Source organism: Paenibacillus sp. J2L1-98 (assembly GCF_056269405.1).
The window spans coordinates 134,472-156,142 of sequence record NZ_JBWDNW010000013.1; the positions used below are offsets into that span (position 1 = coordinate 134,472).

Here is a 21,671-nt window from a genome sequence, read left to right on the forward strand (position 1 = left end):
CTTGGGAAGACCTCACACCTAGCCCCGTTTTTAAGAATTAATAACCCAGCAAGCTCTTGGTCTTCCCGAAAATATCATTGGCCATGTCCGTATACCGTGTGCTGCCGTTCGCTTCAACCTGAGCCTTATAGTCGTCCCACTTCTCGAAGCTTTCTTGACCGGTAATAAATTTTAACGTCATCGTTTTCACGTAATCCATAAGCGGTGTCGAGATGAGATTCATCTGTTCGCTTTCTTCCGGTGAACCCATAATCGGCGGCGCCAGCTTGCGCGGCTCCCGTGTCGACTGGACGCGGTTCACGAAGTCCTTCTCGCCTTCGGTCATCTTGGACATTCTCAACTTGGCAGAGCCACCGTACGCGAATACCCCTCCGGCGAAGCCGAAATCGACGTTCAGCTGCTTAGCAGCACCTTCGTTCATCCCGTTATAATAGATGTCCGGCTTGAGCACGATGTTGCCTTCCGCACCCAGGTCATACGTTTCGCCTTCTACGCCCCACAAGCTGAGCGTTTGACCTTCATTGGAATACCAGAGCCAATCAACGAAACGAAGCATCTTGATAAAGCCTTCCTCGCCCAAATCGTCAAGCGCGTTCTGGCTGATCATGATCCCGTTCTCCAAACGGGAAGTCTCGACCTGAAGCTTTCCTTTTGGTCCGCCGGGTTGCGTGATCATATACAATTCGGCTTTCGGATCTTGCATTTTGCTCTTGAAATCGGCCAGTACCTGATAGATTCCGCTTATCACGTAAGTATCGCCTTTGAAGAACTTGGCTTGTGCCGCATCGTCTTCTTGCGTGAAGGATTCAGGATCCATAATGCCATCGGTAATTAACTTATTGAAATAACCAAGGTAGTTCTTGAAGTCATCCGACGCATCGGCAAATACGAACTGCTGCTTCTCATGGTCGAAGACCAGACCGTTCGCCAATCCCCATCCTCCGGTGACGCCATATTGAACGGCGGTAATGTTGAGCGCCGAATCACCCTTGAATTGATCGGAGAAAACATATTCCGCTCCGGTATGCTCTTTGACCTTCTTCATCGCTGCAGAGAATTCCTCGTACGTCCAGTTCCCTTGTTGGCCCTCGACATCTACTCCCGCCGCTTCGAACACATCCTTGCGGATGATATAGGAATAACCGCCGCCGGCGATCTCCCACATGCCTGGAAGGACGTAATATTTCCCGTCATTCTTCATCTTGGCCTTCAGATCCTCTTCCATTCCCCAATCCTTGACGGCCTTCATGTAGTTGGGCATGTACTGCACCCAATCGCTGACCGGCACGATTTGACCGGACGCAACGAAAGCGGATTCATCGTACGTTTTAGGAATGATATAAGGCGCGTCGCCGCTGTTCACCAGCAGAGATTTTTGATTCTCATATTCCGTTCTTGCTGTAATGGACAGGTCGAAGCTCACATTTGTTTTTTCTTTAATGGCGCTCCAGAGTCTCCAGTCCTCTTTCGTAGGATAATTCTCATGGTCGCTATACATCATGGAATAGGTTACCGGCTCGTTCGCATGAAAGGTCTGATCCTCCCCGAACGTATAATCCTCCGCTGCATCCGCGCCGCCCTTGCCTGCATTGCCCGATGCGGGCGTTTCGTTGTTGGCGCCTTCGTTATTAGACGAACTGCACGCTGCCGCCAATACGACCATCAATGCCAGCATCATCATGAATGCCGCTTTACTGAATTTCTTCATACCGCTGCCTCCCTTTATATGGTTCCTGCGATTTTTATATAACGGAAACGGCTGTAGCCCTTCCGGTTATATCGATTACATCGGTCACCCCTTGACTGCCCCGATCATCATCCCTTGCACAAAATACCTCTGCACGAAAGGATATAGGCAGATAATGGGCAGCGAGGTGAGTACCATAGCCGTCGATTTGATGCTTGCTGCGATTTGGCTGGTCTGATCGGACGCAGCCCCGATTTCGGTCGGACTGACCGCGTTGTCGATAATTTGTTTCAAATACAAGGCGACCGGCCACTTCTCCTTCGACTGCAAGAAGAGCGAAGGTCCGAACCAGTTGTTCCACATGCCGACCATAACGAACAACATAATCGTGACCAGAATCGGCTTCGATAGAGGAATGATAATTCTAGTGAAAATCCCGAACACGTCCAGACCGTCGACGCGTCCCGCTTCTTCCAATTCGTTCGGAATGCCGGCGAAGAACGTCTTCATCAGGATGACATTGAAGGCGCTGATCGCCCCCGGAATGACGATGGCCCAGATCGAATCTCTCATGCCGAGCGTCTTCGCGATCAGGATGTAGTTCGGAATGAGACCGCCGCCGAAATACATCGTAAACAGCACGAACGGAATAAAAAATTTATTGAGGCGCAGCCTCTCTTTTGAAAGCGGATAGGACATGACGGCCGTCGCGGTCACCGCGATGAGCGTGCCTACCACGGAATAAACAATCGTATTCCAGTAATAACGGAAGAAGTCAGGCTTGCTCAGGATGACTTCGTAGGTTTTGGTCGTAAATTCGACCGGAAAGATCGTCACTTTTCCGGCATAGATAGCGGCTTCCGAACTGAAAGACTGCGCTACGAGATAGACAAACGGGTATAACGTGAATAAGACAACCAGAATCATGAAAAAGCCGTTTACAACAGTGAAAGCATTAAAGGAAGAGGTTCGATTCACTTCGTTTGGCTCCTTTCTACCATAAGCTGGATTTCGTCGTTCGCTTCGAAACTTCGTTCGCGATCGTCACCAGAATCAGTCCGATGATGCCTTCGAACAAGCCTACCGCCGTCGCGTAACTAAAGTTGCTGCCGGTGATACCCATCCGGTAGACGTAGGTGGAGATGACGTCCGCCGTTTCATAAGTCAGAGGATTGTACAACAGCAGTATTTTCTCGAAATTCGAGCCCAAGATGCTGCCGATATCCAGGATCAGGAGCACCATGACCGTCGGCAAAATGCCGGGAATCGTAACATGCATCGCGAGCCGGAACCGGTTCGCGCCGTCGATCTTCGCCGCTTCATAGAGAGACGGGTCGATGGCGGTCATCGCAGCTAAATACAGAATCGTTCCCCAGCCAAGGCTTTGCCAGATGCCCGAGGTGACGTAAAGCGTCGGGAACCATTCCGGCAGCGAGATAAACGAAATCTTACCGAATCCAAGCCACACCAATATATTGTTGATCGGTCCCGTTAAGGAAACGATCTCCTTGATCATCCCCGCTACGATAACCATGGAAATGAAATGGGGAAGGTATGACACCGTTTGCACAAACTTCTTCCACTTGACTCGCCGCAATTCGTTCAGCAGCAGCGCGAACAGCAAAGTGATAGGAAATTTGACCACGAGATAGCTTACGCTTAAGGTCAGATCGTTGAAGAACGCTCTCCAGAACGTAGGGTCCTTCATAAACATCTCGAAGTAAGTAAACCCGACCCATTCCGACCCAAAAAAATTCGTTCCGCCCCTATACTTCCGGAAAGCGATAATGTTCCCGAGCATCGGCGCATACTTGAAGATGATGAAATAAATTACGGGCAGGACCAGGAACGAATACAGCTTCCATTCCTTTCTAACGTGTTTCCAAAGCGGACTTGTATCTACAGCCTTGTTGTCTTGCGCATGAGCTGCCATTCCGTCATCACTTCCTTATAAAAATTCACCCTGGCCGGACTTGGGTGGCCTGACGTTCCGTCGCTCCATCAATGTATCGGAAACACCCTCTGCCATCAATGTTCAATAACGAAAAATGATGTACGATAACAAGGAAATGCGATGGACAGCTTGAAACGAAGTGACTGTTTCACGAAATCGGGCGTAATGGCAAAAAAAAAAGACGACCTCCGAGCGTTCGGAGGTCACCTGTTCATATATCTTTCATACGCCGCTTGTTTAATTTCCAAGATCCGTTCGATCCCCATCAGCTTCAGCTGCTTCACCATATGATCGTAAGCTTCAATGGAATCCACTCCCATGATGATTCGAAGCTCCGCGTCCTTTACGTACTCGCCGATCCCGTCCATCAGCGCGGACAGCTCGCCTGCCTCTTCCGTCGTCGGCGTAATCGGCGGCAGCAAATAATCTTCGTGCTTCGTCTTTCGCCATACTTCAACGGCCTGATTCGTTTCTTCGAACTTCCACTCCAGCTGCGAGTCGCGTTGGATCATCGGGAAGTTCGTCTGATGCGCGTATTGAAGCATCACCAGATCGCCGGATAATCCGCCTTTATTCGCAACGACCAGATCCGTATACACCGGTTGGCCGTTCTCCATCATATACGTGACGCCTTCAATACCGTACGTGTTCAACAGGCTGCCTTCTTTCGAATATCCGTAATCCAGCCACCGGACCGCCGCTTCCAGGTTCTTCGTCGTAGCTTTGATCGCCGCCGAGCTCGTTCCCGCATACGCGTTGTCGAGCTGTCCGAATTTCGGGATCTCTCCTTCTCTCAGCGTCGGGTAGGGAGCGGCAACATAACGAGCGGCCATGTCACCCGATTGTGCCGCAAGATTATACTTCTCGATGTAGGAAAACCAGCCGACCGTCGCGCCGCTTGTCCCGGAAGTCATCTTCTTGTCCACGGATTCCAAATCCAGAACGGCAAAGTCTTCATCGAGCAGCCCTTCCCGATACCACTTGCTCATCGTCGTCAAATAGTCCCGGTACCCCGGCTCCAGGTAACCGTATTTTACTTTCCCTTCTTCCACGTAGAAATTCCCCATGACGCCGAACGCTCCCGCGAAGCCTGCTGTCCGATCGCCCATGAATAAGGTTCGGAGCGTTAAGGGCGCTGTCGCCCCTTTCTTCTCCTTGAATGCCTTCAAAGCCGTATACCACTCGTCGATCGTCGTTGGGACAGGGAGTCCCAGCTCGTCAAGCCAATCCTTGCGGATGATCGGTCCGCCGTATACCTTGCCCTCATCCGATCGAATGAACGGGAACGCATAATAGATGCCGCTGTCCGTCTTTACCATTTTATCGATCTCGGGGTTTTCTTCGAGCACCCGCTTGAAATTCGGCGCATACCGGTCGATGACATCGTTCAGAGGCAGAATATACCCCTGCTCGATCGCCTTCTCAGGCCCTCCCGGAAATTGAAGCCAGTTATTCATAAAGATGTCCGGCAGATTTCCGGAGGCAAGGAGATATTTGAATTTATTATCCTGCATCGGGACGCCGCCGAGATGCCGAATCGCGATGCCGGTTCGTTTCTCGTATTCTTCGTCAATCGGTCCCGCGTTCGGCGTCCCCATGTCAGGAAACTCCGTCATTAACGTCAGCTCCGGCGCACCCTTCATCGGATATTCGAACGGCTCTACGGACGCTGCGGGACTGCTGGGTTCAGAAATCGCCGTCTCCGTCTGACTATTCGTCGGCTTTTCTTCCGTGCTATTCCCTCCGAAGCATCCGGATGTGAATAGGGCAATGACGGTGATCGCCATCCAACTCTTCCTTAGAAATCCGAAATTTCGCGCTTTCATTGTAAGCCGTCTCCTTTTTCATTGCGACGTTCCGATTCTTGGGACTTCATTGGATCGTCTTGAATTTACCGGGCGTTATGCCTTCGTATTTCTTGAATACGCGAATAAAAGCATGACTGCTTGCGAATCCTACCCGGGCAGCTGTCTCTTCAATGCCGGCCCCTTCCAGCAGCAGCGCCTTGGCGGCTTCTATGCGGGTCTGGCTAATATAGTCGTGCAGCCCAACCTGCCCCGTCTGTTCGCGGAACAACCGGGACACGTACTGCGGCGTCAGCCGGAAGTGGTCGCCGATCAGCGACACGCTTAAATTTTTGTCGCTGTAGTTCTCCTGCACGAACGCCATCACTTTCTCGCCGATACCAGCGCTTGTCTGCACGTTCTGCTTGCTGCGGAGCACACCGCATACCCGATCGAAAATGTCGAGAAGCTCTTGTTGGAATTCCAGCTTCGTGGAGCATGACAGCAGCCTCTTGAGCGGGCGCCATTCATCCCAAGCGATGCCGGCTTGCTCTTGGCCCGGAATCGTCTTGATCAGTGTCGTCGCTACGTCAAGCAGGACGCACTTCGCGATTTCATGCGACATATCCCGTTGGAACGCTTGCTGGATGACATTGTCGATCATATCCTTCGCTTTCTCGAACTCGTCGGCCTTCAGGAAATTGATCAGAATCATCTGGTCGTTCACGGTGAAGAAATAACTACCCTCGTTCGGCTTGATGTCTCCGTACCAGATCAGCATGCTTTCTCCCAGCACCATCCTGTATTCCTGGGCTTCCAAAGCTTGAAGGAATGCTTGATGAATGCCGTCCAAACCGGTCTGCAGCTCACTTCCTACCGTCGTGAAGCGAAGCTTATACCGGGCCGTGATGAATTCGTAAGCTTGAGCTAACTTGTCTTCAATATCGTCCTTCCATTGCTCCGCGCGATCCGGATCGACGTTCACGACCGCCGCCAGCATACCATCCATATCCGTAAAATGAATCGTTAAGCGGTCGCCGACCGAATCCGCAACGATATTGGATACAATAAACTGCGACAAGGCCAGATCTTTTGTTCCCCCCTCGTCGCTGTCGATATAAAACAACAGCACGGCGAAACGATCGCTTGTCCAAGTCAAATTGTGCGTCTTCGCCAGCTCCGTTAACGGAACGTTCCGGTCCGCCTGGCCCTTCAACAGCCTTCCCAGATAATAATCCTGTAAAACCCGAAGCTGCTGAACGTGTTTATTGTTCATGTCGTCCCGTTCACGAATGGTCTCAAGCACACTTCTCCGGATGAATGTATATTCGTCCAAGTCCGTTCCGTTTCCCTGCAGCGGGCTACGGGAAAATACGCTGACCAATTGTTTGACCGGATCGTAGTTTTTACGCGCAAAATAATAAATAACCGCGCCGCCGATCACAAAGCAAAGCAGCAGCCCGAATAAGTTCATCGTCCGAATGGCCCCGGCCCGCTCCCAGAAGACGTCAGTCGGAAATACGCTGATGTACTTCCAGCCCGTCGTATCGGACGACTCGATCGTAATCATCGACTCGATGCCTTGGAACGTGGCGGTAAAAGTGCCCGTCCCGAGGCTGTTCCACTCCTGGAACGATTCAGGCGCAATCGTTGGGTCTTCAGCATTCTGAAACAGGATTTGGTCATTCGTATCCATAATAAAGACTTGGCCTTGTTCCACCCAATCGATATTTTCAAGCATAGTCGTAATCTTCTCGACATTGAGCGGCATGATAAGTGTTCCTTCCGGATCATCCGCCGATTGTATAGGTAACGAACGAATATAGGAGGGCGTATTCGCGATCCTCCCATGGTTCTCGACCGGAATCAGCACATACTCTCCCGACTGATGCTGGTTTACCAACGCAAGCCAGTCTTCATAAGTGAACGAGTGCGTCTGATGTTTTATCTCGTAAAAAACCCGTTCCTTTAGATAGGTCTCATTCGAGAGTACCGACTGCAGAGGCTTCGAATAAAGATAAATGTTTTGAATAAAATCGTTCGTGGATAACAATTTACTTAGTTCTTGTTTCATCTTATAAATATTGTAAGCGCTCTCTTCTGTGGACGAAGTCAGCAATCTCCGGACATCCGGATGAATAGCCAGCTGCGCGGCCAGACTCTCCGTCTGAAGCAGCTCCCCGTCCATGATATATCTCACTTGCTGCAGCATGGCGCTGCTCGCCCGTTCGATCTCGTATTTCACGATTCCCCTTGTTTGGCCATATATGATTACACTAAGAATGACAGGTATGCATAAGATCACGGCGTACGACACGATCCATCGAAACGCCACACTTCGCGTGAAGATTCCTTTTCCAAAGTTCAATTCGCTTCCCCCTAAACCGCTTCTCTTAATGTACATTTTCTATCATAGCATGAATCGGATAGGAGCTTCATATGTACAAAATGAAACTCAATGTACAGTTTGTGCACTCATTGGCGTTTTGCAGTTTACATAATCTCGTTATTTCGCTAATGGAATAAAAAAAGAGCCGCGTGCAAGCACACGGCTCCCAAAAACGAAATTCAACTTTAATTAAATAGCATCAAGCGCTTTCCTCACTTTTCTCGCGAAACAGAGCGGATGTTCAACGGCTTCGATGTTAATATAAATCAAACGCGGCTGCTCGAACAGCCATTCATTTCGTACAGACGTCACTTTTATTCCTTGTTTGCGAATGGCCGAAATAAATGTATTTACTTCTTTTTGTAAAAATACGGCTCTGCCTGCACAAAGCGCTTTGCCCGTTCTATTATTCAAGGATTCGAATGAAAACGAAGACGTTGCTCTAAATCTTTTCCCGAGGATAGTTGCTCTGATCTGATCCCGGCTTATTGTTGATACGCACTTTCCGCCAGCGAAGCCGGCTTGGCCCCCGATAATAGTTGAGAAACGATCACATAACGATCCGTTATTGGCCATACTTTCATTCCTCCCCTGTTCCATTAAGGTATGAGCATAAGAACAGGGTTGAAACGTATTATCGCCTACATGGGTTCGTGAGAGATCCGGAACTCCTTAACGTATTTCTCAAAGTCCCAGCCTGCCAGAAATTTACGGGCTGTGTGCTGCCCGGACTGAAACAGCATATCCCGGTCTTCTGCGTTTAGAGAAAACTGAGTGGTCGTGACCCTGCCCGTTGGGATAAAAACAGTCCTTTTTCTGGCGTGTTTGTCTACATGCCGTTGATCATGCGCTCTAAGCATAGTCTGGAACATGGCGCGAAACATCGAGAAGGGACCGTAAATATCATAAAACGGGGTTTCCGTATTTCCTCCTAATAACCGGAATCCAAAAGTAGGCCACTTCGGAATTCCCTCTACATCAAACAGCCAGATGGGATAATTACTGAGAAGCCCCCCATCGAGAATATAAAACGGTTTTCTTCTTGTTTTCGCTTGCAACCGGTACGGTTGAAAAAAGTAGGGAAGCGTTGTGCTCATCCTAACCGCGGCGGCAATCGAGAATTCGGATGGTGAAATATCATAGCGTACCAGGTCGTCCGGCAAAACCAGCATTTTTCCGCTGCTGATATCGGATGCGATAATTTTCAGCTTTCCGTCCGGCAAATCGCCGAAGGTAGATACGCCTTTTTGCTTCAGCCAGTACGTTAACTTGTCTTCGAGCGGTGTGTTTAAGTAAATGCCTGACCGGAAAAGAAGCGGAAGCGCTTTACCGACAAAGGGTAAATAATGAACCCATGTTTTGCCGAGTAACCGGGAGTAATCGAGCGTATTCATAATTTCTATTAATTCGCGGGCACTATACCCGCAGGCCAGAAGCGCAGCCACGACTGCACCGGCAGATGTTCCGGCTATACGTTCCCATTCGTATCCCTTTTCCTCCATCACTTGAATAGCGCCAATAAAGGCAATACCCCTTACGCCTCCGCCTTCGAACACGGCATCCGCTTTCATAGACGTCCTCCTTCCGGCCCTTCAGGAGCTAAACGAACGTTCAACGGGTTTATATATACATATAACTATTCAATAAAATCATGTATGGAGATTAATGTGTATGGAGATTAATGCTGGCCGAATCACCGTTCACCTCCCGCCAGTTTAATTCGATTTTATGAGACTAATTGCAGATCATTATCCCATAACGGCGATTTAGTTTGATCTTGCCTAATTAAACAGCGTTTTGAGAGAGCGGCTTCTAAAAAGGACCGATTACGTTTGTAAAATAGAGCTAATCCGCCGTATTCTCTCCCCGATCGCGATTTAGTTTTGAGAAATCGAACTAATACTGATAAACGAAATTTTATTTCCCAAAAAAATATTCGAAAATAGTATCGTTCATCGTTCGCTTGTCGTTTGCTATGAAAGCAAGTCAAAAAAAGGACCTCATCCGCAGCGGATGAGGCGCTTTAAAATTGTATCGTGCTTCTCGCATCAGCCGGCTTTAACATCTACCACCGGGCTGTTACCATCTTTTTTCGGGTATAAAATTCAACGCCGTCAGAGCCGTTCGCATGAAGATCCCCATAAAATGAGTTTTTCCAGCCCGAGAAGGGAAAGAATGCCATCGGTGCAGGGACACCCAGATTGACTCCGAGCATGCCGGACTCAATATTTTCCCGGAAATAACGGACATGGCTGCCGCTTTGGGTGTAAATACAAGCTCCGTTTGCAAACGCTGACTTGTTGGTCATTTCAACCGCTTCTTTAAGGGTGCCGACGCGGGCAATGGAGAGGACCGGAGCGAAAATTTCGTCTTTCCAAATGGTCATATCTGTTGTTACCCGGTCAAACAGTGTAGGACCTAGAAAATAGCCTTTCTCACCGCAAACGGCATCGTTGCGTCCATCCCGTACCAGCAGCGCCCCTTCGGCTTCTCCGGTTTCAATATAGTGGACCGTTCTCTGTTTATGAGACTCGCGAATGACCGGACCCAGGAAAACACCTGGCGTCAGACCATTGCCGATGCTCAGCCCGTCTGCCGCTTTCTTAAGCTCCTCAATCAAAGTATCGGCAACGTCACCTACTGCAACAACGACGGCGGCGGCCATACATCTTTCTCCTGCCGATCCGAATGCCGCGGTGATGATCTGTTGGACAGCCAGACTCAAATCCGCATCCGGCATGACGATGGAATGATTTTTGGCGCCGCCCAGCGCTTGTACGCGTTTGCCGTGAGAAGCGGCCGTTTTATACACATATTCCGCTACCGGCTGAGAACCGACAAACGATATCGCTTTCACATCCGGATGCTCCAGCAAGCCGTTTACCACCTCATGAGCGCCGTGGACGATGTTTAATACACCTGCCGGCAAGCCCGCTTCAGTGAACAGTTCCGCCAATTTGCACGCCAAAAGCGGAGCGCGCTCCGAAGGCTTCAAAACGAAGGTATTGCCGCATGCGATAGCCAACGGAAACATCCAGCAGGACACCATCATCGGAAAGTTGAACGGCGAGATGCCTCCCACAACGCCGATCGGATAACGGTACATGCCGGACTCAATATTCGAGGCAATATCCGGAAGCTGCTTACCCATCATCAGAGTGGGCGCGCCGGCGGCAAACTCGACGCATTCGATGCCCCGCTGTACTTCCCCGTAAGCCTCCTCATAGCTTTTTCCGTTCTCCGTCGTAATCAGCCGGGCTAGTTCCTCCCAATGCTCAACCAGCAGCTGCTGGTATTTAAAGAGCGTGCGGGCTCTTCTCGGCACCGGCGTTTTTCCCCATATTTGAAAAGCTTCCTGCGCCGCCGCTACCGCATGATCCAAATCGTCCCGGCCCGAAAGCGGCACATAAGCGAGTACTTCCTCCGTCGCCGGATTTATAGCGGCCTCTTGTTTTCCGGAGGATGAATCAATCCATTGACCGCCAATATAGTTTTGCAAAAGAATCGGTTCTTTCGTAATGGGTTCAACTTGCTCCTCCGTCATATGCGATCCCCGCCTCCGGCCATGTTTTTTGAAAGCTGCATATAGATAATCCAATGTTAGCTTGAATACCGTTTCATTTCATCATACATTATGGTGAATGTTGGCTCTATATGTAGTTACACTATGTAAAGTCAGATCTTATATGACAGCACGAAGCCCGCGGATGCATAGAGCTCCACGGGCTTCGCTGTTTTTATTATTCCGTTACGGACTTATACCACTCGTTAACTTCCTTCGTGATCTGTTCTCCGCCGTTAGATTTCCAGCTTGCTACAAATTCGTCAAAGGCATCAATCGGCAGCTTGCCGTAAATAATTTTGTTGAAGGTTTCCATCTCAGACTGGCGCAGAAGATTCCATTTCGAAATCATCGTCGGCGTTGCCGCACCGGTAAAATAGTTCTGCTTGCGAATGTCCATTTGCGACATGATAACTTTCGCAGCCTGCCAGTTTTCCGGTTTGCGGAATTCTGCGATCTGCTTCTCGTAAGGGGTTTCCGGCGCATGGCCGTCCGCCAGCTTAACCAGCGTTTTCATATAAAGATCAGGTATGCGCGCCGGGCCGGTCAAGAAAGGAAATTCATTAGAGAAGTCCGCAATTTTGTCTTTATCGCTCGTTGGTTTCCCCTCTATGATATCCCAGTCATAGCCTTTCGCAAAGCCGAATTCGAACTCGCCGCCGACAGGCGGATTAGCCAAATTTTCCAACAGGTAGTTGTAATACAGGATAATCGCTTCCGGATGCTTGGCATCCTTATTGACCATAATACTGCTGTTCACGCCGGAGTTTTGCCATTTGGTTCCGATCAGCCCGTCCGGGCCCGCCGGAACGGGATAGGCTTTAATTTTGGAGCCCGGCACGTTTTTCAATAAATCCGGAGCCGGCCAGTCCGGCACCCAGTTTGCCCCAGGCAAAATGCCGGCGGTCCCTTTGGTCCAGCTCTCTGCCGATTTGCCCTCATCCCACAAAGCGGAATCCGTATGGATATAGCCTTTGTCCATCCATTCCTTCAGCTTCGCGAGCGCCGCCTTCGCTCCCGGATTAACGGAGCCGTATTCCAGATTGCCGTCCGCATCCTTATTCCATTGCTCCTGAATCGTGCCGTATGCCCCGAACAGCCAATCGAGCGAGCCCATCCAGGTGTTCGTATTATTTTTGAGCGAAATCGCAAGCGGGAAAACATCCTTCGGCGCCAGGCCGTCCGGATTCTCGTTTTTGAACTTATCCATAATCATTTCTAACTCAGCAATCGTCTTGGGAGCCTGAAGATTCAGCTTCTCCATCCAATCTTCCCGGAACCAAAGCTCCGTATCGTCATTGTCTGTATATTCAAGGATCGGCAGGTTATACTTCTTGCCGTCCCTTGTGAACGGATACCAAAGCTCCGGGTGCGCGGCGGCATGGTCCTTCCAAATTTTGTTGGCATACTTCTCAAACAGCTCGTCGATTGCAATAAACTGGCCGGAATCGATGAGCTGGTTGGTCAATACGGCGTTGGTCGGTACCGGTACGAAGTCAGGCATTTTCTCGCCAGAAGAAATAGCAAGCTGAAGCTTTTGTCTGTATTGATCATCATTAGCCGGATACCAGGTATCCTTGTGCTTAATGCCAAGCGTCTCCAGCATCCAACGGTCGTGGACGTTATTTTCCTTCGTGTCGCCTTTCACATACTTCTTCGGCATTAATACCGTGCTAATTTCAATCGGCGGATCATATTTGCCGTTAGCAAATCCATCATTGACTGTACTAACGACGTTCGAGCCGGTTTCCTCGGTATTTCCGTTCTGTCCGCTCTCGCCGGTTTTTCCGCTGCAGGCCGTAACGACGACGAGAGCCATCACGACGAGCAGCAGCCATGCTTTTCTGAATTTATCCATTTTCATTTCCCCCTACGGTGTAAGATCCTTACATGTGTAACTTTACCAACTTGCCCGGGAGGGGATCTATATGACATTGTTAGTTTTCATAGGACTCTGTTAGGCTATTGATTGCCGTCTCTGTATTCCTGCGGCGTTACCCCATACTGGCGTTTAAACACTTTGATGAAATAAGCCGGGTCCAAATAGCCGATTTCCATGCTGATTTCATATACCTTTTTGCCCGTCGTTTTAAGCTTATGGCAGGCGCGCTCCATTCGCAGCCGTGACACATAATCGCTAATCCCTTCGCCGGTTTCAATCTTATAAATTTTGGACAAATGGGTCGGATGCAGGTTCACATGGTCGGCCAGCGCGCGCAGGGAAACATCCAGGTGCAAATTTTCCTCTACGAAATCTTGAAGCTTCTTCACATACGAAGAACGTATGTCTTTGATTTCATCCGAAGTGCCCTCTTTCAGCTTGGCAAGCACGCTAAGCGACCACCTGCGGAGCTTGTTAATGGACGTGAACGCCTCTCCGCTTTGCAGAAGCTCCATATCTGCTCCAAGCAGTTTGGCCAGCATATGGCCATTCCGGTGTGCAAGCTGCGTGAATGAAGAAGCGATTAAAAAACCGGCCTCCATGCAGTGCTCCCATGAATCGGACCATCTCTCATCCAGCTCCGCGCACACGGCCGCCAGCTTATCCTCCGCCGCGTCCCAGCGTCCGGCTTCCAGCAGGCTAATGAGCGAAGGCGGCATATAGAGCGCGTCCAAAGGCCCCTGCGAATGGCCCCGTTCGAGGTCGCCGACCCGCATGACGAACTCCCGCTCGTCCCCGACAATTTGCCGGAAACAGGCGTAGGATTTGCGGTAGTGCTCCGGCAGTTGCTCGGGAAACCGGAACCATTCCGACAGGACAATGGATAAGGACCCTTTCAAAAATTGTTTGACTTTATGCTGAAGCTGAATAGCCAGCTTCTCCAGTATTTTCTCTTTCCCGATATCTAAGCTGTTTGTCCCCAGCTGAAGCAGGAACGCCAGATAGCCGTGCTCCTCCTTGACCCCCCATACCTCGGTAAACTCACCGAATATTTCTTCGGCCATGTTCATAATCGCATACTCCATCAGCTGCTGTCCGTTCGTTGTATACTGTCCGAACTCTTCCTCCATCCGGACGAGCAGCAGAGCGCATTCCCCGCGGCTGAAGGGCAGCCCGTAGCTCTCCAGCTTCCGGGTCCATTCGTCTGCCGGCATCCGGCTGCCCTTTAGCGTATCCAGCAGCAGCTGGCCGCGGAGCAGCGGCAGGTTCTCCCGCAGCGTAAACTCCGTCCGCTCCAGTGAGCTGATCGTGGCCCACTCCGCATTCAATTGGCCGATCGCAGCCTTAACCGCTCCCAGCAGCTCGTTGTCCGCCGGCGGCTTAAGCAAATAATCGACCGTTTGATGCTGAACCGCTTTTTTGGCAAATTCAAAATCGGAATGTCCGGATAAAATAATGCATTTAATCCGCTTATCGCGCTTTCGTATTTTCTCTATGAGCTCAAGCCCCGTCATTTCGGGCATAACAATATCCGATATGACAATGTCGATAGGATTCGTTTCGATGATTTGAAGCGCCTCATTTGCGGAATAGGCTTTATGAACCTGCTCAATGCCCAGCGTATGCCAAGGCTTGTGCATGGATAGATTTTCTACCCAGTGCGCTTCATCGTCTACGATAATCATCTGCATGTTGTGTATCTCCTTGTAAAATAGAATGAGGCCGCTGCTCTTCTCCGGATGCAATCTCCCAAATGATTTCAGTCCGGAATCCTCCGAGCGGCGATTTCTTGAAGCATAGCGAGGATTTATCTCCAAATTGATGAATAATCCGCTGATTCGTATTCCAAAGACCGCAGCCCATCTCCTCCTGCAGCTGCTCCCGCATTTTAAGGTTTAACGCTTCATACTCGCCCTGCTCCAGCCCGGGGCCGTCGTCATCGATATAAATGCTGCAATACCCGTCTGATATCTCACCGCTGATCCGGATTTCACCCGATGTATAAGACTTCCCTACACCGTGAATAACGGCATTTTCCACGATCGGCTGGATCATCAAGGGCGGCACGCGCTGGGCCAGCATTTCTTCGGGAATTTCGATCGTATAATCGATTCTTCCGTTACGCAGCTTCTGAATGTCCAGATAGTTGACAAGCAGCCGGATTTCTTCGTCCAGCGCCGCCGTTTGCCGCTCCATCCGGGTTGTATACCGGTAGTAAGCGCTTAAATTATAGGCCATTGACACAACCGCTTCCTCTTCCTTCATCTGGGCCATATTAATAATATAGCCGAGGCAGTTATAGAGAAAGTGCGGATTGATCTGGGCTTGTAACTGCTTCAGAGTCGCTTCCCTTGATCTGAGCTTCTCATTCAGCACATTTTCGATCAGGTCTTGAATTTGGCGCGACATGTCATTAAACCGGTAGAACAGAAACGAAAACTCATTACGGACGTTAGAGCTTATTCGAACCGAATAATCTCCCCGCTGCACGCTCTGCAGCCCTTTGATCAACTGCCTGATCGGACGCTGCACGTTCCGGTAGAGTAGAATCGAGGCCGAAATGCCAACCGCAAAAAGCAGCACCATCGATAAATAAAACAGATTGCGGCTGAACGATATCGGTCCCAATATTTGTTCGAGCGGAACAACGTCAACCAAATGCCAATCCAAATACGACGATTTAACCGAGCTGACCAAATAATTTTCGCCATCCAGCCTAACCACCTGCTGAGTCGTATCTTCCAGCGGCTGCTTGTCCAAATATTGAATCAATGCGCTCGAAAGCGGCTTGGCCGCGGTGCGGTTCATTATTGGCGCTTCCCCTTTGTGGTAAAAAATCGGATCTCCCTGACCGCCAGCCTTATACGTGTCCAGCATGTTTTGAATATTTTCATAGCTAAAGCTGGCTTCGATTACTAGATTACTTCCGCTCAGCGTACCCTGCTGACCGAAGGAATCGGTATAAAACCAGTAAAAGGCTTTCGGCTCTTCCGGAGATGCTTCTTCGCCGTTGCCATAGGTCCATTTGCCGCTCATATTTCTCTTTAAATATTCCTCATCGTACTTGGCCGGATGATTGTAATTGGAGATCAGCTCTTTGTTCTGCTGCGAATATACGGTGTATCGGACGGGCCATATATTGATAACGCCGGACTGCAGCACCATCTTCTCCTGAACGACAAACCTGGTCTGCATCCGGTCATAACGGTCCTCCCAGATCGTTAAGCCGTTGAATTTCTGCACATTCGGATCTCTCGAAAAGGTAAGAGAGAAATCCATCATCTGATTAATCCGCGAATCGATTTGGCTGGACAAAAACGACAACTGCTTCGTGTTCGACGTCTGAAGCTCTTTGCTGACTACGTTAAAGGCAACGTCGTTTGAATACGCATACATCAAGATAATCGGTATAAACAAAATAATGATCAAACCGTTCATTTTGGCAAACAAACTAAACCGGGCGCCCATCCTTCTTTTGACAAATGCAAGGCCGCTGCTCATCTCCATCACTTATTCCTCCAGACGATATCCCCTAACAAAACCATATCTATCCTAACATTGTCATATAGTCCAGCCAGAGAAATGCTTGTTACTATATATAGCAGGGTTTCTCAATATACACAAACCAATTTTACAGAAACGGGGGAGAGCTATGGAAGCAAATACGGTAAAGCAAGCGGCTTTGGGGAGTTCGCAGCGAGTGAAGCGGAAAGACAGCTACAAACAGCCTTGGATGCTGCATTTCATGGTGCTGCCGGCGGTTATTTCGGTTTTCATTTTCTCTTATATTCCGATGTCGGGTATCCTTATGGCGTTTCAAGATTATAAGGCCGCGCTTGGCATAACAGGTTCTCCATGGGTCGGTTTGAAGCATTTTCGCTATATGTTTGAAAATGAATATTTTTTGCAAATTACATGGAATACCCTATTCTTCGCTTGCTCCAAAATCGTGATGAACCTGCTCGTTCCGTTCTTCTTCGCCTTGCTGCTGAATGAGGTAAGAAATATGGGGTTCAAAAGATCCATTCAAACGCTTGTCTATCTGCCGCACTTTCTTTCCTGGGTCACGCTTGCGGGGATCTTGATCGATATGCTTGCCCAGACCGGTCTCATCAATCAATTTATTAGTCATGTGCTCGGCATAAAGCCGATTTTCTTTCTGGGCGACGGCAGCTGGTTCCGGTTCACCATTGTGTTTAGCGATGTTTGGAAGGAATTCGGATTTAATACAATTATCTTTCTTGCAGCGCTTTCCGGTATTAATCCGGCGCTGTACGAAGCCGCCGAGGTGGACGGGGCGGGCCGCTTCAAGCAAACGACACATATTACGATCCCTTCTCTCATTCCGATTGCTATTGTCGTGGCAACCTTGGCGCTCGGCAACGTGCTGAACGCAAACTTCGATCAGGTGTTCAACCTTTATAGTCCTTTGATCTATCAACAGGGGGATATTATTGACACCTTTGTCTACCGGGAAGGTCTTCTTAGCGGCCAGTTCAGCTTCGCTACGGCTGTCAGCCTATTCAAATCGATGATCAGCTTAATCTTAATCGTAATCTCTTATCGGCTCGCCTATAAATTCGCCGGCTACCGGATCTTCTAGAAAGGGTGGGTGACAACCTATGCACCACAAAACGCTGCCTTACCGCATTTTCAGCATATTCAACAATGTGTTCTTAGCCGTTCTTTCCGTTCTCTGCCTGCTGCCTTTGTTCCATCTGCTAATGGTATCCTTGAGCTCCTCCGCTCCCGCCAACGCTGGACTCGTCACCTTCTGGCCGATCGGCTTTACCTTTGAAGCCTATGCCAAAACGTTCGACAACGTCAATTTTCTGTCATCCTTATGGGTATCGGTACAGCGGACCATCCTTGGCACCGCGCTCGCTATGCTCGTTAACACGATTGCCGCCTATGCGCTGTCCAAGGAGGCCCGTGTCTTCCGCGCGCGCAATATTTATCTTTGGTATTTTGTCGTTACGATGCTGTTCAGCGGCGGCCTGATTCCAAGCTATCTCCTCATCCTGAAGCTTGGTCTGATGAATACGTTAATGTCGCTCATCCTGCCGGGAATGGTGGCGGTCTATAACATTATTTTGCTGCTTAATTTTTTCCGTACCGTTCCAAAGGATCTCGAAGAAGCGGCCTTTATCGACGGAGCCGGCCAGCTTCGAACCTTCTTCATGATTTACTTGCCGATCTCCTTGCCCGCTATTGCGACGGTGTCTTTGTTTATCATGGTCGGACATTGGAATTCCTATTTCGACGGTATCATCTACATGAAGGATGCGGAGAAGCTTCCGCTCGCAAGCTTCATGCAGACGATCATCGTGCAAGCCGATATGACGAAGCTGGACCCGGCGGTTGTTGCCAATCTCTCGCAGCGTACGATTCGCGCCTCGCAAATTTTTATCGGCGCCTTGCCTATTCTAGCGGTCTACCCCTTCCTGCAGCGGTACTTTGTTAAAGGGATTGTGATCGGTGCCGTTAAGGAATGATATCGTACATGAGATACTGCACTGTAAGCAGTATAAAATATATAAAGTCGTTCCACATTAGGCATTGCATCATGAACATTGCCAGGCGTAACAATGGACGGAAAAATGGCTGTCGAGATTTCTCGACAGCCTGAGCTGGAACATGATTCTCTCATGTTCCAGCTTTTTTAGTGGATAAGCTTTTTTCACCAACCCATTTAAGCAATAATGATGTCAAGAACAGCTGAAGAGTCGGCTGAAATGAATTCTTCCTTTCCGATCGCGGTAATTTCTCCATTCGGTTTCCCTCGTCTTCTATCACACTTCTCTCACCAAGAATAGCTTTATAGATTTGGACATTGCTTCCGATTTTGACGTCCGGCATAATGATGCTTTCCCGGATTTCGGGATGAATCATCGATTTATGAGATTCATCAGTCGGGCAACCCATCGGATATCTCAGACATGGTAAAATGAACCATAAAAAGCAAAGGTGTGAAAAAAATGATTACTCATTTTGCTCGACTACAGTTAAATACGGTTTCCGTACAAGGTGTTAAGCAATTTTACCATGATCTGTTACGCTTCCCGATTATTTATGAATCAGATAACGAAATACGTTTTCTACCGACAAAATACTTTACCTTAGCATTCAAGGAAACGGCAGAGCCAATAGCTCCAGCGCATTTTGCCTTCGAGGTTCCTTATTCAGAATTTGGAAATGTAGTAAAGTGGATCGAAAAGGAAACCATTTCACTTCTAAAGTGGACAGATGGCAGAATTGTGGACGATTTTGAGACAGGAAAAAATGTATATTTTCGAGACGGAGACGGGAATTTACTGGAAATCATTACTCATAATTATGTAAAGGAAAGTATTTTACCTCCTAGCGGTCCGTTAAAAATTCTTTATCTTAGAGAAATTGGATTTCCAGTAGATAGTGTAATTCGTTTCAGAGAATTGTTAGTTAGGATCCTCAACCTCAAACTTGATAAGGTATCTGAAAACTTTACTTTCGCAATTGGGGGAACAGCACATACAGTTATTCCTTCGAAGGAAAGAAAATGGATTCCTATTTCAATGTCTGCTTTACCGCCAACGATGAACGTAAGTTTCGGAGTAACAAATTCCATTTTCATTGATGAAGTCAAAACTTGCTTACAGAAAGAAGAAATTATTTACGAAAGTAACGGCGACGGTGAACTTCATTTTAAAATAAATGAGTATAGTTTTGGTTTATGTATTACAAACTTCCCTGAAGAGGTGCCTAGTCTATTAAATTTACCATATTCGAGATTGTAAACTTAGGTAGTAACTTAATTAACGGAGAACTATAGTTAATAAAACAGCAGGAGTCTAGGACATTATTTTCTGGTCAAATTAAGGTAGAAAAAGTGATTTGATTAATTCGTTCATTTTCCTCATGTTTGTTCAAAGGGCAGGAAAGTTAAAGAAATATCCCAAGTCAAGCGAATTAGTGAGACAAGTAAATAAGCATTATGTGTCCTTTACAATCAATTCGACAAAAAATGAAATAATCTATCATTTTTGTGAGACATGAAGCGATAACATGCGTAAAAGAGCTGATTTATAATAGATATAGAAATCAAATGAAGAAGTAAAAGGGAGACGTTGAAATGCGTTTAGTATCTGGGCACCTTAAACGCAAGGAGTCAGTGGTGCAACCGTCCCAAAATGAATGGAGGACATAAGATTATGGGACTTGTAAAATCAGAGGATAATCAGGACTTGGATTTGGAATGGGTAGCCCTAATACAAAGCGCGCAATCAATGGGGTTTACGAAAGAAGACGTGCGTAAAGTTTTTCTGTGCCTAAGTGATAAGGATGACACTCAAGAAACGGCTGTTTAATAACAAATAAAATGTTATTCGCGCTTACTCTTCCACTTGTTAAATTCCAAAAATTCTTTAAACTGATCCTTGCTGACACCAGAGGCCACAGCCTCTCTCACCAATTCGGACCATTCATGTTCAAGATGCTCAACCTTTTGCTCAGACTGATCGATATTCAATAATTCTTCGACTGTAACTTTCAATACAGCGCTTATCTTTTTGAGAAACTGAATCGAAGGATTTTGTTGAAGCCCTCGTTCAATGGAGCTTAAATAAGATTTCGCGACACCGGCTCTTTGAGAGAGCTCGGTCAGTGATAAGCCATTTCTCTTGCGCAGCATCTTAATACGTTCTCCGATCATTGCAACCCCCTCCGTCCTCACATCATTGTTGGCTTCTCTCTAACATAATGATTTTTTTATTTGAAACGAACATCAAGAAACCGTTTACACAATATAAGTAGATGATTCGAATTGGCAGAGAATATTTCTATGCTATAGAATTCGGAGAGACCTGAGTGAATAAGGGTGTCACAGTGGTATTTTTCCAAAACAGTTCAAGATTAAGCTTAACAACACAAACACCATGATGATCAACAATATAATAATTGGTATAAAATATATGTCAAACCCAATTTAAGCACCGACTTTCTATCTTCCTTACTGTCTATAATTTTATATATTCGCTTTTATCTTCTAATTTTCCTCTTCTGCTGAACTATCCTGCGCAATCAGAGGCATTCTAGAACTTTCACGTCTGAGGCTGCTGTTTTTTTATTTTTAATAAGTAAGTCTAACACTTAATTTTCAAATGCTGCCGATTCTGGAATTCAACATGCTTTCTTTGAACAATGAACACAAAAAAAACCACCTATAGGTGGTCTGCAATTTATGTGAATTGCGCCCTGAAAACTGGATACGAAAGTTAGGTTTGCTGAACCTTTTAGCTGCTGTCTGCCGGATGTATGGGTCCGGGCAAACGTCTTTAGGATAAGCCCTCGACCGATTAGTATTCGTCAGCTCCACACATTGCTGTGCTTCCACCCCGAACCTATCAACCTCGTCGTCTTCAAGGGGTCTTACATA

The 21,671-nt window shown here is 48.1% G+C and carries 16 protein-coding genes, 1 rRNA gene and 1 riboswitch; of the genes, 4 read left to right on the top strand and 13 right to left on the bottom strand.

All coding sequences use genetic code 11. The features are described from left to right. Positions 1-37: 37 nt before the first annotated feature. The 11 genes from AC0YNZ_RS21275 to AC0YNZ_RS21325 all read right to left on the bottom strand — a co-directional run bounded on the left by AC0YNZ_RS21275 (position 38) and on the right by AC0YNZ_RS21325 (position 16,765). Entirely contained in the window at positions 38-1,708 is a 1,671-nt protein-coding gene (locus tag AC0YNZ_RS21275; protein ID WP_475828501.1) for an ABC transporter substrate-binding protein, read from the bottom strand. An 84-nt stretch (positions 1,709-1,792) separates the two neighbouring features. Next, the gene (locus AC0YNZ_RS21280) at positions 1,793-2,665 is read right to left on the bottom strand and encodes a carbohydrate ABC transporter permease (protein WP_475828502.1); all 873 of its coding nucleotides are present in this window, start codon (positions 2,663-2,665) and stop codon (positions 1,793-1,795) included. 16 nt (positions 2,666-2,681) lie between these two features. Then, a complete protein-coding gene (locus AC0YNZ_RS21285; protein ID WP_475828503.1) occupies positions 2,682-3,620 on the bottom strand; it encodes an ABC transporter permease in 939 nt (312 codons plus the stop codon). Between the two features lie 224 nt (positions 3,621-3,844). Beyond that, a complete protein-coding gene (locus AC0YNZ_RS21290; protein ID WP_475828504.1) occupies positions 3,845-5,467 on the bottom strand; it encodes an extracellular solute-binding protein in 1,623 nt (540 codons plus the stop codon). A gap of 46 nt (positions 5,468-5,513) precedes the next feature. Further along, positions 5,514-7,793 carry an AraC family transcriptional regulator gene (locus AC0YNZ_RS21295; protein ID WP_475828505.1) on the bottom strand — a complete coding sequence of 760 codons (2,280 nt, stop codon included), beginning with the start codon at positions 7,791-7,793 and terminating at the stop codon, positions 5,514-5,516. 210 nt (positions 7,794-8,003) lie between these two features. Next, positions 8,004-8,390: a DUF1259 domain-containing protein gene (locus tag AC0YNZ_RS21300; RefSeq protein WP_475828506.1), complete on the bottom strand. Its 387-nt coding sequence runs from the start codon at positions 8,388-8,390 to the stop codon at positions 8,004-8,006. A 65-nt stretch (positions 8,391-8,455) separates the two neighbouring features. Then, complete coding sequence (locus AC0YNZ_RS21305; protein WP_475828507.1) at positions 8,456-9,385, bottom strand: patatin-like phospholipase family protein; 930 nt, start codon at positions 9,383-9,385, stop codon at positions 8,456-8,458. A gap of 494 nt (positions 9,386-9,879) precedes the next feature. Further along, positions 9,880-11,358 carry a CoA-acylating methylmalonate-semialdehyde dehydrogenase gene (locus AC0YNZ_RS21310; RefSeq protein ID WP_475828508.1) on the bottom strand — a complete coding sequence of 493 codons (1,479 nt, stop codon included), beginning with the start codon at positions 11,356-11,358 and terminating at the stop codon, positions 9,880-9,882. Positions 11,359-11,554: 196 nt separating this feature from the next. After that, positions 11,555-13,234, bottom strand: coding sequence for a type 2 periplasmic-binding domain-containing protein (locus tag AC0YNZ_RS21315; RefSeq protein WP_475828509.1), 1,680 nt, complete (start codon positions 13,232-13,234; stop codon positions 11,555-11,557). Between the two features lie 104 nt (positions 13,235-13,338). Then, positions 13,339-14,949, bottom strand: a complete 1,611-nt coding sequence (locus AC0YNZ_RS21320; protein ID WP_475828510.1) for a response regulator transcription factor — start codon at positions 14,947-14,949, stop codon at positions 13,339-13,341. After that, positions 14,924-16,765 (bottom strand): cache domain-containing sensor histidine kinase, encoded by a 1,842-nt coding sequence (locus tag AC0YNZ_RS21325; RefSeq protein ID WP_475828511.1) that lies wholly within the window; start codon positions 16,763-16,765, stop codon positions 14,924-14,926. The genes AC0YNZ_RS21320 and AC0YNZ_RS21325 overlap by 26 nt, the downstream gene beginning before the upstream one ends. Before the next feature lie 145 nt (positions 16,766-16,910). Here AC0YNZ_RS21325 and AC0YNZ_RS21330 point away from each other — a divergent pair, with 145 nt between their 5' ends. From AC0YNZ_RS21330 to AC0YNZ_RS21345, 4 genes are all read left to right on the top strand, one after another. Next, positions 16,911-17,861, top strand: coding sequence for an ABC transporter permease (locus AC0YNZ_RS21330; protein WP_475828512.1), 951 nt, complete (start codon positions 16,911-16,913; stop codon positions 17,859-17,861). Between the two features lie 19 nt (positions 17,862-17,880). Then, positions 17,881-18,753, top strand: a complete 873-nt coding sequence (locus AC0YNZ_RS21335; protein ID WP_475828513.1) for a carbohydrate ABC transporter permease — start codon at positions 17,881-17,883, stop codon at positions 18,751-18,753. A gap of 483 nt (positions 18,754-19,236) precedes the next feature. Further along, positions 19,237-20,034, top strand: coding sequence for a VOC family protein (locus tag AC0YNZ_RS21340; protein ID WP_475828514.1), 798 nt, complete (start codon positions 19,237-19,239; stop codon positions 20,032-20,034). Between the two features lie 314 nt (positions 20,035-20,348). Then, positions 20,349-20,430: riboswitch (cyclic di-GMP riboswitch) on the top strand. Between the two features lie 18 nt (positions 20,431-20,448). Continuing rightward, positions 20,449-20,604 (top strand): anti-repressor SinI family protein, encoded by a 156-nt coding sequence (locus tag AC0YNZ_RS21345; RefSeq protein ID WP_475828515.1) that lies wholly within the window; start codon positions 20,449-20,451, stop codon positions 20,602-20,604. A 14-nt stretch (positions 20,605-20,618) separates the two neighbouring features. Here the strand turns inward: AC0YNZ_RS21345 and AC0YNZ_RS21350 are convergent, their stop codons facing one another. Continuing rightward, positions 20,619-20,948 carry a helix-turn-helix domain-containing protein gene (locus tag AC0YNZ_RS21350; RefSeq protein ID WP_475828516.1) on the bottom strand — a complete coding sequence of 110 codons (330 nt, stop codon included), beginning with the start codon at positions 20,946-20,948 and terminating at the stop codon, positions 20,619-20,621. 623 nt (positions 20,949-21,571) lie between these two features. Next, a 23S ribosomal RNA gene (locus tag AC0YNZ_RS21355) occupies positions 21,572-21,671 on the bottom strand; the annotation flags it as partial.

What these genes read in the sequence shown, in the direction of transcription:
- AC0YNZ_RS21305 (WP_475828507.1), bottom strand. Translation starts at nt 9,385, where the DNA reads ATGAAAGCGGATGCCGTGTTCGAAGGCGGAGGCGTAAGGGGTATTGCC.
- AC0YNZ_RS21325 (WP_475828511.1), bottom strand. Translation starts at nt 16,765, where the DNA reads ATGGAGATGAGCAGCGGCCTTGCATTTGTCAAAAGAAGGATGGGCGCC.
- AC0YNZ_RS21345 (WP_475828515.1), top strand. Translation starts at nt 20,449, where the DNA reads ATGGGACTTGTAAAATCAGAGGATAATCAGGACTTGGATTTGGAATGG.
- AC0YNZ_RS21310 (WP_475828508.1), bottom strand. Translation starts at nt 11,358, where the DNA reads ATGACGGAGGAGCAAGTTGAACCCATTACGAAAGAACCGATTCTTTTG.
- AC0YNZ_RS21335 (WP_475828513.1), top strand. Translation starts at nt 17,881, where the DNA reads ATGCACCACAAAACGCTGCCTTACCGCATTTTCAGCATATTCAACAAT.
- AC0YNZ_RS21275 (WP_475828501.1), bottom strand. Translation starts at nt 1,708, where the DNA reads ATGAAGAAATTCAGTAAAGCGGCATTCATGATGATGCTGGCATTGATG.
- AC0YNZ_RS21300 (WP_475828506.1), bottom strand. Translation starts at nt 8,390, where the DNA reads ATGGCCAATAACGGATCGTTATGTGATCGTTTCTCAACTATTATCGGG.
- AC0YNZ_RS21320 (WP_475828510.1), bottom strand. Translation starts at nt 14,949, where the DNA reads ATGCAGATGATTATCGTAGACGATGAAGCGCACTGGGTAGAAAATCTA.
- AC0YNZ_RS21290 (WP_475828504.1), bottom strand. Translation starts at nt 5,467, where the DNA reads ATGAAAGCGCGAAATTTCGGATTTCTAAGGAAGAGTTGGATGGCGATC.
- AC0YNZ_RS21330 (WP_475828512.1), top strand. Translation starts at nt 16,911, where the DNA reads ATGGAAGCAAATACGGTAAAGCAAGCGGCTTTGGGGAGTTCGCAGCGA.
- AC0YNZ_RS21350 (WP_475828516.1), bottom strand. Translation starts at nt 20,948, where the DNA reads ATGATCGGAGAACGTATTAAGATGCTGCGCAAGAGAAATGGCTTATCA.
- AC0YNZ_RS21340 (WP_475828514.1), top strand. Translation starts at nt 19,237, where the DNA reads ATGATTACTCATTTTGCTCGACTACAGTTAAATACGGTTTCCGTACAA.
- AC0YNZ_RS21315 (WP_475828509.1), bottom strand. Translation starts at nt 13,234, where the DNA reads ATGGATAAATTCAGAAAAGCATGGCTGCTGCTCGTCGTGATGGCTCTC.
- AC0YNZ_RS21285 (WP_475828503.1), bottom strand. Translation starts at nt 3,620, where the DNA reads ATGGCAGCTCATGCGCAAGACAACAAGGCTGTAGATACAAGTCCGCTT.